Genomic DNA, 15,220 nt, shown 5'->3' with positions numbered 1-15,220 from the left:
AAACGAAACAACTATGATAAAACAGATTCTTTGCGCAGCGGCACTCTCTTTGACTGCCGCTGCCGTTTATGCACAACAGCTGCATTATCCTACGCCACCTACCGACAATACCATCGACGAGTATTTCGGAGTGAAGGTGTCTGACCCCTATCGTCCACTCGAAAACGACACCAGCGCAGCAACGGCAGCATGGGTCGAAGCAGAAAACGCAGTGACCAATGCCTATCTGGCCAAGATTCCACAGCGCGCCAAATATCTTAAACGGTTGCGCCAGGTTGTCAACTACGAGAAAGTCTATGCCCCATTCAAAAAGAATGGCAAATGGTATGTTTATCGCAACAACGGACTGCAAAACCAGTCGGTGCTCTATCAGATGGACCAGTTGGGTGGTGAACAGCGCGTCTTTCTCGATCCAAACAGTCTCAGCACCGACGGAACCGTTGCGGTAAAGGGCATTTCCTTCTCCAACGACGGACGCTATTTTGCCTACGTCATTTCGCGTAGCGGCAGCGACTGGGAAGAAATCTATGTCAAGGATGTGGCAACCGGAAAACTCCTTGACGACCATATCGTATGGGCAAAATTCACCAATGCCACATGGCGAGGCGATGGTTTCTATTACAGTGCCTACGATGCACCTGAGAAGGGCCTTGAGACCTCAGCGAAGAACGAGGTACAGAAAGTTTATTACCACCGCATCGGCACCCCTCAGAGCGATGATGTGCTGTTCTATCAAAACCCGGCACAACCCCTGCGCTTCTACGGTGTAGGACTCAACGACGAGGAGACGCTGATGTTTCTTACCGAGTCTGGCATGGACCAAGGCTACAACCTCTATGTGCGCGACCTCCGTGTGGCAGACTCGCAGTTTATCCAGATGACAGCAGACGCCAGTAAGACCTATTCGACTGTAGAGATGATCGGCGATTCCATCTATATCCTCACCAACCAAGGTGCTCCACGCTACCGCTTGATGGTGGCTGACGTGCGTAAACCCGGCATGACCGACTGGCATGAAGTGGTAGGTGAGCAAGACGGTGTGCTTCAGGATGTGCTTTTTCTGCCCGCTGACCGCATGATTCTTACCTACTCTAAAGACAATTGTACCGAGGCATGGCTCTATTCTGTCAAGGGAGAGCGTCTCCGCCGCATTGAGTTGCCAACCTTTGGTAGCGCCTCATTCAGCGGCAGCCGCAAACAGGACGAGTGCTTCTTCAGTTTCACCTCCTATACCGTTCCTACCACCATCTATCGTTTCGATCCTGCCACAGGCAAGAGTCAGGTAGAAAGTCAGCCCAAGGTCAACGTCCGTCTTAACGACTATACCACAGAGATGGTGTTCTGTACCAGCAAGGACGGCACCAAGGTGCCTCTGTTCCTCACCTACCGTAAAGGTCTCAAGCGCAACGGCAAGAATCCCGTCATGCTCTATGGCTATGGAGGTTTCAACATTTGCTATCCCCCATCGTTCTCACCCATGCGCATTCCCTTCTTGGAGAATGGCGGCATCTATGCCTATGCAGCGCTCCGCGGTGGCGGTGAGTATGGTGAGTCATGGCATTTGGCAGGTACAAAACTGCAGAAGCAGAATGTGTTTGACGATTTCATCTCAGCAGCCGAGTGGCTCATCAGCGAGAAATATACCGATTCCAACCATCTTGCCATCTATGGCGGTAGCAATGGAGGCTTGCTGGTAGGAGCTTGTATGACTCAGCGTCCCGACCTCTACCGTGTCTGCATCCCAGCAGTGGGAGTGATGGATATGCTGCGCTATCATAAGTTCACCATCGGTTGGAACTGGGCTCCCGATTACGGTACGAGCGCCGACAGTCCTGAGATGTTTGAGTATCTCAAGGGCTATTCCCCTCTCCATACTTTGAAGCCAGGTGTGAGCTATCCTTCCACTCTTGTCACGACAGCCGACCATGACGACCGTGTTGTTCCTGCCCATTCGTTCAAGTTTGCAGCCCGTCTGCAGGAGTGTCAGAGTGGCAAGTCGCCTGTATTGATTCGTATCGACAGCAAGGCAGGACATGGCAGTGGAAAGCCTCTTGCCAAACAGATGGAAGAGCAGGCAGACATCTTCGGTTTCTTGCTTCATGAAATGGGTGTGAAGATGAAGTAACGTCTGTTTACCGCATCTATCCTGCGGTGATTATTTTTGAAACATTCAACTGTGAAGGTGGAGATTGGATTTCATCCTTCGTTTTCTCGCCATGGCAGACCTCGAACGAGTTCGGGTCTGCTCATCTGGCTTAACGAAAACGTTCTTTGAGTGCCATAATCAGGTAGATTTAATAACAATATATTATCACTTTCCTAACATTGTGTATGGATAAAAATCGTACATTTCCGACATCATAAGAGCAAAACCAATGTCAATTCCAAGCGTTACAGTTTGACAGTTGACAGTTTCCGAAAACGATTTTTTTTGCGTTACAGTTACAGTATTACAGTTTTGAAAAGCAAAATCGTACATACACAGCAATGCTTTCACGGATTTAACAGTTGGCAAGTGGAACTGGAACCAGTTCCCCTGTTTCCGCTCCCCTAAAAACATGTTGTTTAACACCTTTTCCATATATGAACCATTATGAACTTGTATAATACCACTTCTTTTCCTACCTTTGCAAAGTAAATGAAACTAGCTGTTCCAGATACACCTATGAAAAAGTAATCATATAAAACGAAGAAATCATGAAACAGAAGAAGTATTTAGCAATCGTAGGGAACATGCTCCTCGCATTAACCGCATGTTCCGGTGGAGGTTCAGAATTAGACCCTACACCTAGTCCACCCCCTTCAGCAAAAGTACCTATCAACATCAGCACTTCGATAACCCGTGCTACTGATTTGGCTTTTGAAACGGGAGACCAGATAGGATTGTTTGTTGTCAACCATCAAGCCGATGGCTCTGCCGCAACACTTCAAACGACAGGTAACTATATAGACAACACGAAATTTACTTATGATGGAACCTGGAAGGCTGCAACTCCAACCTACTGGAAAGACAACAGCACCCACGCCGATTTCTACATTTATTATCCATATACAGCCACTATCAGCAACATAGAGGCGATGCCTTGGACCGTAAATGCTGACCAGAGCACAACGGAAAAATACAAGGCTAGCGAACTTCTGATAGGCAAGACTACAGATGCGGCTCCTACAGAAAGCGCCGTGAAGATAGAAGCCAAGCACGTGTTGAGCCAGATAATCATCAACCTCGTGGCAGGAAACGGATTTACAGAGGCTTCGCTTGCTGCAGCCAAGATTAGCGTAAAGATCAACCGTCTGAAGACACAGGCTACAGCCAATCTTTCTACAGGTGCCGTAACAGCCCAGGGTGATGATACAAACCTCATTCCGCTCAAGGAAGAAGGCAACAGCTACATGGCGCTCATCATTCCGCAAGCCGTAGGCGATGGAAATCTCATTACCGTAAATGTTGACGGCAGAGATTTCAATCTCCCTAAGTCATCCCAGTTTTCCGCTTTCGAGGCTGGCAAGAAGTATAAGTTTACCGTTACGCTCAGCAAGACCAGCAACGGCGTGAATGTAAATATCAGCAAGTGGGAAGACGACGGTATTGACTATGGCGGAACAGCTGAATAACAGAACAGACGATTTTCTATCTAGAAATAATACGAGATGATCTTTCTTACTGAGAAAGGCCATCTACCCAAAAAGAATTATTTATGAAAAAAGTAAAACATTCCCTATTATATCTGCTTGCGGCAGGAGCCATGCTCCTGACGGGCTGTAGCGAAGACTTCTTCGGCGACAAGACCGAGCAGCACGACAGCAACCGCATCCGGCTTTCTGGCGATATCGACCAGCTTGCCGTAACCCGCGTCAACGACAACGGTTTCTGCAACGGCGACGTGATGGGCGTTTACATCGTAGATTACGAGGGAAACAAGCCTGGAACCCTGAAGGTAAACGGCAACCGTGGCGATAATGTGCGCCACACTTTCGATGAGCCTAACTATAAGTGGAACTCCGCTTATGACCTTTTCTGGAAAGACAAGCATACGCATATTGATGTGTATGGTTACTATCCGTTTGCCAACCCAGAGAGCATCGAAGATTATCAGTTTGAAGTTCAGAAAGACCAGAGCAAGGCTACCGAGAATGGCGAAATGGGTGGCTACGAAGCGAGTGATTTTCTCTGGGGCAAGGTGTCTGATGTGGCTCCTACCACCAGCGTAATCCGTTTGCCTATGGCGCATCGCATGTCTAATGCCCGCGTTACCCTGATCCAGGGTTCCGGTTTTGCCGAGGGCGAATGGGCGAATCTGGAGAAGATTGTTCTGACAGCCAACGTAGCCCGCAAGGCAAGCATCAACCTTTCTACTGGCGAAATCAAGACTGCAGGTGCTGTAGAGAACACCATGACCATCCCATCTCGTACTAACGACGAGTGGCGCACCATCGTGGTTCCTCAAACCGTGTCAGCCGGCACAACTCTCTTCAGCATCACCATCGGCGGCGTACCTTATAAATTTGTTAAGAACGAGGCACTTACCTATGTGGCTGGCAAGATGATGAACTTCGGCATCAAGGTAGATAAGCAGGCAGGAAGCGGCGCTTACAAACTGACTTTGGTAAGCGAAAGCATTACTCCTTGGGAGAATGATCTGGTAAGCCATGATGCTGCGGCGAAGGAGTATGTGGTTATCAACTCAACGAAAGGTCACCTGAAAGAGGCGATTGCTGCGGCTAATAAGGACTATACCAAGATTAAGAATCTGAAGATTACGGGTGAAATTAGTGCACAGGATTTCTATTTTATGAGAGATTCTATGGAGAATCTTGCGGCATTGAATTTAAAGGAAGTAATTATTAGAGGTGGAGAACAGAGATTGACAGGTGGAGCTCAAGGAATGTATCCACATAATGATTATGAAATTCCATATGAAGCATTACGAGGCAAGAAATCTTTAAATCTTCTTGTTCTTCCTGACAAATTGACTAAAATAGGAATTGCTGCATTTGCAGACGACCAAAATATAACGGGTTCTCTGATTATTCCAGAAGGAGTTACGGAAATAGAAGTCGGTGCATTCTATGATTGCCGTTCTATGAATGGAACTCTTTCACTACCAAGTACACTCAAATATTTAGGACGAGGTATTGACCTTTGGTGGTATGGAGGTGTGTTCACGTATTGTGGTTTTACGAGTGAGCTCATATTGCCAAATAACCTCGAATGCATTGCAGGCAATAACACTTTTGCTGGTTGTGAAGGCTTACATGGAGAGTTAAGGTTCCCTGAAAAACTTACAGAAATTAGCGATGGAGCATTTAATGGATGCAAAAGCTTAACTGGTAGTATTACAATACCGCAAGGTGTTCACAAATTACCAACTAGTGTTTTCCAGTTTTGTGACAATCTGAATGGAACACTAACTCTTCCTGATGGTATAACGTCTATTGGATACAACTGTTTCCAAGGCTGTGCCTTAAAAGGCGAACTTAAATTGCCGAAAAACTTAACAGTTATTGCTGACGAAGTCTTCAATGGTTGTGATTTCTCAGGGGAACTTGTTCTGCCAAAAACGATTAGAAGCATTGGTAAAAGAGCATTTGCCAACAACTGGCGATTAATGGGTATAGTTGAATTTCCAGAAGGTTTACAGTCGATTGGTGCTGGAGCATTTGCAAATTGTAGAATGATAGAAGGTCTCGTCTTTCCAGAGAGTTTGGAAAGCATTCGGGCAGAAAATAGTTACAACGAAGATGGGGGAGCTTTCCAAGGGTGCTATGGTATAAATAGTATCGTTTGTAAAAGTGATATGCCTGCTTATGTACAAGATAAAGTTTTCGATGGCGTAGCCAAGGATAACTTCACTCTCGAAGTTCCTGAGTCTGCCATTTCCCAGTATCAGGCTGCACCAGGCTGGTGCGACTTCAAGCGTATCGCAGCTCACCACGAGCTCGTTTGCCGTCCATCTGTAGCTTGCGCCTTGAGCACGGAGCACAAGCAGAAACTGGTGATTAACGCCGAGGGCGAATGGGAAGTAGCCAGCAAGCCAGACTGGTGTGAGGTTTCTCCTGCCAGCGGCAACAAGAAAACAGAAGTTACTTTGACCATCAAGGGAATGGCTAAGAATGCCGATAGCCGTGATGGAAAGGTGGTATTCCGCCTGAAAGACAAAGACTATACCCACGAATGTAGCGTTTCGCAGTATGGTTATGAATATGGAGAGGACGAATGGATTACCCTACAGAAGGCTACCAAGGGCAATAATGGTGGAATCAACATCGTTCTGCTCGGCGACGGCTTTAGCGCAAAAGATATTGCCAGCGGCAAATATCTGAAGGATATCAAGCAGGAAGTGGAGTATTTCTTCGGTATTGAGCCTTACAAGACTTACCGTGATTACTTCAACGTCTATACCGCCATTCCGCTTTCTACGGAATCGGGCGTAGGAACCGTGAACACCATCCGCTACAACCGATTCAATACCACCTTTACCGGTGGCGTAGGATTAAAGGCAGATTATGACGAAGTATTCGATTATGCTCTGGGCGCTCCAACCGTCAACAAGGGCAATCTGAATCAGACGCTGATTATCATCGTTCCTAATTCTACCGATTACGGCGGCATCTGCCAGATGTGGGAAGATGGTTCGGCTATTGCCTTCTGTCCGCAGAGTACCTACGACTATCCACTCGATACCCGTGGCGTAATCCAGCATGAGGCAGGCGGACACGGATTCGGAAAGTTGGGCGATGAGTACATTTATCACAACGCCTTCATCGACTTCTGCGACTGCACCTGCTGCGAACACGTTTTTGAATTCAAAGCAGCCAAGTCACTCGGTTGGTTTGATAACCTGGAACTTACCGGCAAGATACATAGCGTAGGCTGGAGTCATCTGATTTTCGACGACCGATATAGCGACATCGTGGATATTTACGAGGGAGGCTACATGCACAATCGAGGCGTCTTCCGTTCGGAGCCGAACTCCTGCATGAACAACGATATTCCTTACTACAGCACCATCAGCCGTGAGAGTATCGTGAAGCGCATCAAGGCTTATGCCGGAGAAACCTACAGTTTCGAAGATTTCGTGAAGAACGACAAGCGGGATGCGGGAATCGTACAAAGCCGTGCTTTCGGCGGCAATGGCGACCAACGCACATCCGGAACCTACCAGCATGCTCCAGTCTTCCATAAAGGCAGTCCGCTGAAAATGGCAAAGGTTAGAAAGCATCGCTAAGAGCGAGAGCAAGGTAAATCAGAATATGGACCATTAAAACAAAAAAAAATGAAGAAACATATAATAAAACACGCCAGTTTTGCGTTGGCTATATTAGGAATGGTTTCATGTAGCGAGGAGGTGGAAACAACCTCCCGCTTCAAGGATGCCCAATCTACACCGATGACTTTTGCCGTAAACTATCCCGGCCAGAGCCGTGCCACGGCAACCAGTTTCGAGTCAAACGACAAGATAGGTCTCTACGTGGCAGAAAGCAAGGCTCCACTCGAAATAGGCGGCAATCTCGTGAACAACGAAGCGCTCACCTACGATGGCAGCAAATGGGAAGCCGCCCGCACCCTCTATTGGGACGAAGGCACCTACAACGCCTACGCTTACTACCCATACATACAGGGCGTAAGCAGCACGACAGACCAGCCTTTCAGCGTAGCCCTCGACCAGAGTACCCCGAAGACGGCAACTGCACCCGGCGGTTACGAGGCAAGCGACCTGCTCTTTGCCACCAGCAAGGACATCCAGGCATCCAACTCCCCTATCAGCCTCAACTTCAAGCACATCATGAGCAAGCTCAAGATACGCCTGATCAAGGGCGAAGACTTTGAGGGAGACATGCCTACCCATGCCCAGGTAACCATCCACAGCACGGTACCTACAGCCACCATCGACCTTCAGGCAGGCGTAGCAACCCGTTATGTGAAAGGAACCCAGCAGAGCATCATCGCCCATCAGGAGAGCGACTACATCTACTCGGCCATCATCGTGCCTCAACGCATAGAAAACCGAAGACCACTCATCGAAGTAGTAATGAAAGGTGTAAGTTATCTCTTCGAGAGCAGATTCTGGTTTAAACCCGGAACCGAACATCTTGTCAACTTCATTATTTCTGACAACCCAGACCAGGTGAAGATAGAGATAGGCGGCGAGATTCAGAACTGGGGGAAATAAATAAGAAAGCCTTTCTCCCGAAGGGCTATGAATGATAAGAATACAGAGAATTATAAATGAAGAAGACGGTATTGATATTATCCCTTCTAGCATTCCTTCTCGGAGGATGGGTGGCAGCCTTGTGGCTGCTGCCCTCTGCCGTTTATAAAGGCGACTGTCAGGAAATCCGATACGGAGTGAACGAAGGACTGGAACTTGTAGAACAGGACAACGGCGCGAAAGGCAAGCGATACGTGGTAGAAGATGCAGACGGTAACGAGCTGTTTACCATCCCTTTGCGTGGCTGTCTGCTAGACACCCGTTTCCGCAACGGGCAGCTCCGGTTCCGCGAGCAAAACTCTAAGAGAGAGGGATTTATCGACCGTCAGGGTATGGTAGTATTCACAGAAGACAGTAAATATGCGGTTCCGGAAGCCAACAGGCAGCAGGCGCAGATGCTGATGAACGGAGAGACGGAAGAAGGCACGAAGAGTGCGACTGATTACCAACCGGAAGAACAGGCAAGCAGGCAAGCGAAGGCATCAAAAGCAGGAAAGACCAGCCATCTTTCGCAGGTAGATCTCAAGACGATGGCGCAGTCGAATCCTTTCTACAAGGAAGCCTTGAAAATCATGCAGGGCAAACTCACAGAGACCGATGCCAGACGCCGCCACACCATCCTCAACTACTGCGAACATTTCCGCACAGCCTATACCACCAAGGATCTTGATTTTCTGAAACAGGTGTTTAGCGACAAGGCACTCATCATCGTAGGAAACGTGGTAAAACCTGTAGCCAACGACAACAAGTGTCAGGCTGAAGCAAAAGTAACCTACGCCATTCACTCGAAGAAAGACTATATTTCAAGACTGGCGAAGGTATTTACAGTCAACCAAAAGATAGACCTGAAATTCTCGGGATTCCGCATCATGCGCCATCCTACGATGGACGGCATTTACAGCGTCACCCTAAGACAACAATACAAGAGCGACCGCTACGCAGACGACGGCTATCTCTTTCTGATCTGGGATTTCCGCAACCCGTCCATGCCGCTCATCCACGTGCGTACCTGGCAACCGGCAGGAACCGTACATAGCGGAGACGATGTAATCAGTATACAAGACTTTAATTTAGAATAATATGATGGCAGTTAGGAGTGAGAAGTTAAGAGTTGGTGGTTTTAGACTCACGATACTCTTATTCATATTAAGCCTGTGGTCGGCATCCGTCCAGGCACAAGAGTTTTCGGTAGCAGGTTTCCGTCTGTTGCCCAACGACGTGAGTGCCTTTATCACCCCCGTGCGCGACCTCAACGATGACCCTTGTGCCCTGGTGAAGGTAGAAGCACCCTCCGACTTTGCCTTCTCCACCCCGCTCGGAATCGTATCGCGAAAAGATAAAGTGGGCGAAATCTGGCTCTATCTTCCTAAAGGCTCCAAACTGCTTACCATCAAGCATCCGGAATGGGGCGTGCTCCGCGATTACCGGTTCAGCGAACCGCTGGAAAACAGAATGACCTACGAGCTGAAACTGAAACTGCCCAAGCCTACTCCTATCATCCAGGAGAAGCACGACACCATCGTAGAGGTAAAGACGGTAATAGATACGATTGCCATCCCACAAGTACGTAAGAAGATGCCACTCGCCCTCTACACGCTCGCCACGCTATCCCTTCATGAAGACGGACCGTCCTATGGTCTCTTCTTCGCCCTGATGCGCCGCCACGGCTTCTTTATCCATGCCAGCAGCAACCTCAAGAGCATAGGCAGCACAGAGGGAACCTGCAACAAAGAAGGTTTAACGCCGGGCAGCAGCATCAAACCTTATTATACAGGCAGTACACGCCACCAGAACTACACCTTTACCGCTGGAGCCATCCACCACATCACGCATGGCTTCTGTCTCTTCGAAGGCGTAGGCTACGGCAAAGCCGCTACAGCCTGGCAACAGACCGAGAGCAGCGGAGGCGGATACCTGCTCAACGAAGACCTTACCCACAAAGGCTTCGCAGCCCAGCTGGGTGTGCTCGCCTCGTTCAACAGAGTGAGCATCGCAGCCTCAGCCATCACCATCGCCGGAAAACAATGGCAGGGCAGCATCGGCATAGGTATTAAAATAGGAAAACAAAAGAAGTAAGAAATGAACATAAAAAGCATATTACGCAACATCAGATTTCTTGCCCTCCTGATAGGAAACATGATGATGGCAGGGTGCAGCAATAGCGATAAGCCTGCCTATCTGGAGCCGCATCTGATAACCACAGAGGCGACCCATATCACCCGAACAGAGGCTACCCTCAACGGATCAGCTACCATAGAGGGAGAAACAGAAATGCCGAAACTTCTGTTCAGATACGGCACTTCGGAGAGCATGGACCTCAATACCAGCGAGGTTCATGCCCAGGGAGCTGACGTCTCGCTGGTTCTGACGGGGCTCAAAGCGGGCACTACCTATTATTATATGCTGCAGGGCAACAACGGCCGAATAACCACAACCAGCAACATGATGAGTTTCACCACTCTACCCAATATGAGTCCGAAACTTACATCGGCCACGCTCTTGAGCCACGGACCGATGAGCGCTTTCGTAAGTTACGAAATAACCGATGATGGCGGCGAACCGATGACCGAAACCGGATGCTACGTTTATCAGACCGGCGAGCCGGAGAACAAGCAGAAATACATCTTAGAAAACTTTGACGGAAAGGAGGGCAAGATCAAGTTGCGTATCGGAAATCTGGAGCGGAATGCCCACTACGAGTTTCAGCCTTTCGCCCGGAATACGGTAGGAGAAACCATAGGAACCGCCATCAAATATAATACGAGCGACGCCATTACGCTAAACGAAACTGGCGAACTGACCCAGCTGATGGGCAACCATCTTTACGATTATACCCAGCTGACCATAGCCGGAACCCTGAACGGCGAAGACCTCAGTTGTCTGAGATTGATGATGGGGCGCGACAATAATAATGCATCCACCCCAGGCAAGCTCTCAGATATAGTCCTTACCGACGTTCACCTCGCAGCAGGCGGAATGGTAGGTCCTTATCATCACGAAGCTGCAGAAAACCAGATTGTGCAAGGCACATTTGCCGGTTGCGAGAAGCTCACCCACGTAGTTCTCCCAGCCGATGCAACCACCATCGGGAAAGATGCGTTTGCCGATTGCACTTCGCTCCGCGAGATAGAGATTCCTGCCTCAGCAGACAGCATTCTCCCTTCCAGCGGATGCACGGCGCTCGAAGCCCTTACGGTTTCGTCTGCCAACGCAAACTACCAAAGTCTGGACGGCGTGCTGCTGAATGCAGAAGGCAACAAAATCGTCTGGTTTCCGATGGGCAAGAAGGGCAAATACACCCTTCCTTCCACCTTTACCTCCATTGGCGCCTACGCCTTCAAGGAATGCAGCATCGAGACGTTTTATCTGTCAGACAACGTTGAAACCTTAGGGCAAGGTGCCTTCATGGACAGCCAGATAAAGGAAATACATCTCGGGGCAGGCATCAAGCTGATTCCTACGGGCGTTTTCCAAGGCTGCAGGAAGCTCACGAAAGTATATCTAGGAGTAAAAACCGAACATATCAGCAACTACGCTTTCGATGAAAGTCCGCTTACCGACCTCTATGTTTCTGCTTCCATGATACCTTACTGCGAAGAAAACGCCTTCTCCAACAAGGCAACCAACCTCTTCACCACCTGCGTGGTCCACATTCCTGCAGGCATGAAAAAGGGGTATCAGAACCATAAGATATGGGGCAAATTCACCCATATCGTTGAAGAATAAAATTGTCGAACATTCATACTGTTAAAGAATAAATTATGACAACACCAGAAATAGAAGAGCTCAAATCGCTCGTAGAACAGAAATATGGCAAGATTCTTGCCACGACAACCGACTTCGAAGAGTTTTCACTCTATCTGGAGAAGAAAACATGTGGAACTATTTCTCCATCCACCCTCAAACGACTCTATGGATACGTGAGCGACAATCATAAGCCGCGCATGGTAACCCTCGATGTGCTTTCCCAATACATCGGGCATAAGAACTACATGGAATTTACCCATTGGCTCAAGACCAGCACCAAGTACAACAGTTCTTTCTTCAAGGCAAGCCAGCTGGTAAGTAGCGATTTACAAGAAGGTACTCTTGTTTCTATCGGTTGGAGTCCCAACCGTCTGCTGCAGCTCCGCTATCTGGGCGACAGCACCTATGAAATAGAGAAATCAGAGAACAGCAAACTGCAGCCTGGCGACCGCTTCGTAACAGGCTGTTTCATCAAGGAGCAGCCCCTCTTCCTGCCCTACATCGAGCGTGGCGGCGAGCGTACAGCCTCGTTCGTAGCCGGCAGAAACGGCGGACTTACCGTCATCAGCATCAACGAGAAATAAAATAACAGTAATCAAGAAAAAGAGGAATCCGTGAGCATGGAAGAAACTGAAGAAAAGAAGAAGAAAACGACATCGGGATTTACCGAGGATATCAGCAAGGAGATGAACAATTCAAACCCCTTGCCTGTGGAGGATGCATTCAGCAATCTCCACCAATGCTACGTGTCTATTTCGGGCCATACACGCATCTTTACAGCCACCAAATACGGCAAGCGTTTCATGTTGAAATGTCTCAAGAACGATTTTCTCTACACCCCTATTTACCGCCAGGCACTCGCCAAGGAGTTTGAAATAGGTCAGCAGCTGGAACATCCCAATATCTGCCGTACCATCGACCTGGAAAAGGTTGACAACCTGGGCACGGTAGTTGTGATGGAATATATTGACGGCGATAATCTGGAACAGCTCATCAAGAAGAATGCCCTCTCGGCAGAACTCGCCCGCAAGATAGCAGGACAGCTGATGGATGCACTGGAATACATGCACAACAAACAGATGATTCATCGCGATCTGAAGCCTTCCAACATCATGATTACACATAACGGACAGAACGTGAAGCTCATCGATTTCGGTCTCTCGGATAGCGATTCTTTCTGCGTATTGAAATCGCCAGCCGGAACTTCGGGCTATATTGCTCCCGAACAGATGTTGCCGGGAGCCAAGGCTGAACCGCGTGCCGATATTTATTCTCTGGGCATGGTTCTGGGCGACATGGCCAAGGCTACGGGCGATAAGGCGCTCAGCAAGATGGCAGAAATCTGTAGTTGCCGCGACCCGCAAAGCCGTCCGCAGAATATCGTCCAACTGCGCCAGCGCCTGTCCTGTACGCCCCGTTACCGCCACGCCTTGCTCCTGCTCTGTGCCCTCATCATCGCCCTGTTGGCAGCCCTGGCCGGGAGCTATTATCATCTGGAGAAGAATGCCCAAGAACCTGCATCTTCGGCAAGCGACAGCATTCAGCCCAACGACAATAAGGTAATCGACTATCAGCTTTGGGGTAAATAAAGCAGGAACAGGCCCTGGGTTTGACATCCGTGCCTACAACAATACCAAGGCACGAATTGGTCTGAATATCATCCGCCACACTATGGCGATTATCAACGAAGAAAACAAAAACTCAAAGATCCGTTTCGATATTCATAATAATAATGGATGCAGCGCTATGCTTACGGTTCCGAGACACTTGAAAGCACTATAAAGTAAATATTTTACGAATTTAAACTATTATTCTACAAATTAGATACTTATGAAAACAATTATTATAGACAACGAGATTCTCTCCATCGAAACTTTGAGTCGCATGCTCTTGGAATATGACGATATCGAAGTTGTGGGTAGTGCCTGCAACACCATGGTGGCAGAAGGACTGATCAAGGCAGCTTCTCCTGACCTCGTCTTTCTTGATGTAGAACTGCCGGGCATGTCGGGTGTGGATTTCATCCGCGAGGTGAAACGTCTGACGCAAGGACGCTGCCGGGTGGTGATGTACACCGGACATAAGGACTCGATGCTTTCTTCGTTTCGTAACGAGGCATTCGACTTTCTACTCAAACCCGTTGACCGCGACGAACTCTCGGCGATGATTCAGCGCTTACGCCTCCATATCGAATCCTCCAACCAGAAGGCGCCTGACAACAATCCTGCCGACATCAACAGTACTGTACGGCGCGACCGCGAAAAACTGATTTTCAATACCAACTTCTCTGACTTTCGAGTGGTTTCCATTGCCGACATCGGACTCTTTTACTACAATAGTGACCAGCGAATCTGGGAAGTCGTTGTGTCGGGATGTGAAGAACCCATACGCCTGAAACGTAACGTCAACTGTGAAACATTGCTCGCCCTCGACCCTTGTTTTGTACAGGTGAGCCAGCGCTTTGTCATCAATATCAACTGTTTGATGGAAGTGTGCGACAATGTCTGTCGCCTCTATCCACCCTTCGACCATATTAATAATGTCAAGGTGGCGCGGCTCTATCGCAAGAAACTCATCAGTCGGTTTAACACCATTTGAACCACTATTGCCGACAAAAAGAACTTGTCAGGGGGTCTATGTCATCATTCCTAAGCGTTACAAATAACAGATAACAGTTAACAGTTTCCAAAAACGATTTTTTGCGATTCAAGCGTGACAATATAACAGTATTACAGTTTTTGGAAAGCTAATCGCACATACACAGCAATGTTTTCACGGATTTAACAGTTGGCAAGTGGAACAGGAACCAGTCCCCCTGTTTCCAAATCTCGAAAAAATCAAATTCGTATAACTCATTGAATACTATCAATTTAAATCATGTCCAAGATTTTTTCTTTGGACAGCCGTGAATCTTTAACTAAAATCTCTGACCAAAATGCGCTCGAGTACCTCGCTTCTGGAAAGAATTTTATTATGGATCGCCTACGGTTCGAATTTTTGGAGCAGCGAGAGCAGAGAATAAATCCAAAAATTTATTCTTTGCCGAGTCGTGACAAAAATAACCTATAGGTAAATCTAAAACAAAATCTTTAGAATAATCTTCAACTAGAATCGTTTCCGTGTCCTCTGTGTGTTCCGTGGATAAGAAAAATTTCCGTGCGACATTACACCATTCACATATCTCAACACAACAAATAGCATATAAGGTAATTGTTTTATACATTTGACTACAAAATTCACTCACCAACCAAGCAATTATC

10 protein-coding genes are annotated in these 15,220 nt (G+C 48.1%); all 10 read left to right on the top strand.

Annotated features, from left to right (window positions below; all coding sequences use genetic code 11):
* Positions 1 to 13 precede the first annotated feature (13 nt).
* The 10 genes from CIK88_RS09160 (at position 14) to CIK88_RS09110 (ending at position 14,558) form a co-directional block, all read left to right on the top strand.
* Positions 14 to 2,125 (top strand): prolyl oligopeptidase family protein, encoded by a 2,112-nt coding sequence (locus tag CIK88_RS09160; RefSeq protein WP_094436028.1) that lies wholly within the window; start codon positions 14 to 16, stop codon positions 2,123 to 2,125.
* Between the two features lie 572 nt (positions 2,126 to 2,697).
* On the top strand, positions 2,698 to 3,615 hold the full coding sequence (locus tag CIK88_RS09150) for a fimbrillin family protein (protein ID WP_094436024.1): 918 nt from the start codon (positions 2,698 to 2,700) through the stop codon (positions 3,613 to 3,615).
* An 83-nt stretch (positions 3,616 to 3,698) separates the two neighbouring features.
* On the top strand, positions 3,699 to 7,229 hold the full coding sequence (locus tag CIK88_RS09145; protein ID WP_094436022.1) for a fimbrillin family protein: 3,531 nt from the start codon (positions 3,699 to 3,701) through the stop codon (positions 7,227 to 7,229).
* A 48-nt stretch (positions 7,230 to 7,277) separates the two neighbouring features.
* On the top strand, positions 7,278 to 8,174 hold the full coding sequence (locus CIK88_RS09140; RefSeq protein WP_094436020.1) for a fimbrillin family protein: 897 nt from the start codon (positions 7,278 to 7,280) through the stop codon (positions 8,172 to 8,174).
* Positions 8,175 to 8,230: 56 nt separating this feature from the next.
* Positions 8,231 to 9,292 carry a hypothetical protein gene (locus tag CIK88_RS09135; protein WP_094436018.1) on the top strand — a complete coding sequence of 354 codons (1,062 nt, stop codon included), beginning with the start codon at positions 8,231 to 8,233 and terminating at the stop codon, positions 9,290 to 9,292.
* Between the two features lies 1 nt (position 9,293).
* Positions 9,294 to 10,289 carry a hypothetical protein gene (locus tag CIK88_RS09130; protein ID WP_094389436.1) on the top strand — a complete coding sequence of 332 codons (996 nt, stop codon included), beginning with the start codon at positions 9,294 to 9,296 and terminating at the stop codon, positions 10,287 to 10,289.
* A gap of 3 nt (positions 10,290 to 10,292) precedes the next feature.
* A complete protein-coding gene (locus CIK88_RS09125; protein ID WP_094436016.1) occupies positions 10,293 to 11,939 on the top strand; it encodes a leucine-rich repeat domain-containing protein in 1,647 nt (548 codons plus the stop codon).
* A 35-nt stretch (positions 11,940 to 11,974) separates the two neighbouring features.
* A complete protein-coding gene (locus CIK88_RS09120) occupies positions 11,975 to 12,544 on the top strand; it encodes a hypothetical protein (protein WP_094389434.1) in 570 nt (189 codons plus the stop codon).
* A gap of 36 nt (positions 12,545 to 12,580) precedes the next feature.
* A complete protein-coding gene (locus tag CIK88_RS09115; RefSeq protein WP_094436014.1) occupies positions 12,581 to 13,549 on the top strand; it encodes a serine/threonine-protein kinase in 969 nt (322 codons plus the stop codon).
* A 241-nt stretch (positions 13,550 to 13,790) separates the two neighbouring features.
* Positions 13,791 to 14,558, top strand: a complete 768-nt coding sequence (locus CIK88_RS09110) for a LytTR family DNA-binding domain-containing protein (protein ID WP_094436012.1) — start codon at positions 13,791 to 13,793, stop codon at positions 14,556 to 14,558.
* Positions 14,559 to 15,220: the final 662 nt, after the last annotated feature.

The organism is Prevotella sp. P5-50, assembly GCF_002251295.1.
GTDB lineage: Bacteria > Bacteroidota > Bacteroidia > Bacteroidales > Bacteroidaceae > Prevotella.
This window is presented reverse-complemented; position numbering and strand designations above follow the sequence as displayed.

Coding starts and splice junctions, on each gene's coding strand:
- CIK88_RS09150 (WP_094436024.1), top strand. CDS start 2,698: ATGAAACAGAAGAAGTATTTAGCAATCGTAGGGAACATGCTCCTCGCA.
- CIK88_RS09110 (WP_094436012.1), top strand. CDS start 13,791: ATGAAAACAATTATTATAGACAACGAGATTCTCTCCATCGAAACTTTG.
- CIK88_RS09160 (WP_094436028.1), top strand. CDS start 14: ATGATAAAACAGATTCTTTGCGCAGCGGCACTCTCTTTGACTGCCGCT.
- CIK88_RS09130 (WP_094389436.1), top strand. CDS start 9,294: ATGATGGCAGTTAGGAGTGAGAAGTTAAGAGTTGGTGGTTTTAGACTC.
- CIK88_RS09115 (WP_094436014.1), top strand. CDS start 12,581: ATGGAAGAAACTGAAGAAAAGAAGAAGAAAACGACATCGGGATTTACC.
- CIK88_RS09125 (WP_094436016.1), top strand. CDS start 10,293: ATGAACATAAAAAGCATATTACGCAACATCAGATTTCTTGCCCTCCTG.
- CIK88_RS09145 (WP_094436022.1), top strand. CDS start 3,699: ATGAAAAAAGTAAAACATTCCCTATTATATCTGCTTGCGGCAGGAGCC.
- CIK88_RS09140 (WP_094436020.1), top strand. CDS start 7,278: ATGAAGAAACATATAATAAAACACGCCAGTTTTGCGTTGGCTATATTA.
- CIK88_RS09120 (WP_094389434.1), top strand. CDS start 11,975: ATGACAACACCAGAAATAGAAGAGCTCAAATCGCTCGTAGAACAGAAA.
- CIK88_RS09135 (WP_094436018.1), top strand. CDS start 8,231: ATGAAGAAGACGGTATTGATATTATCCCTTCTAGCATTCCTTCTCGGA.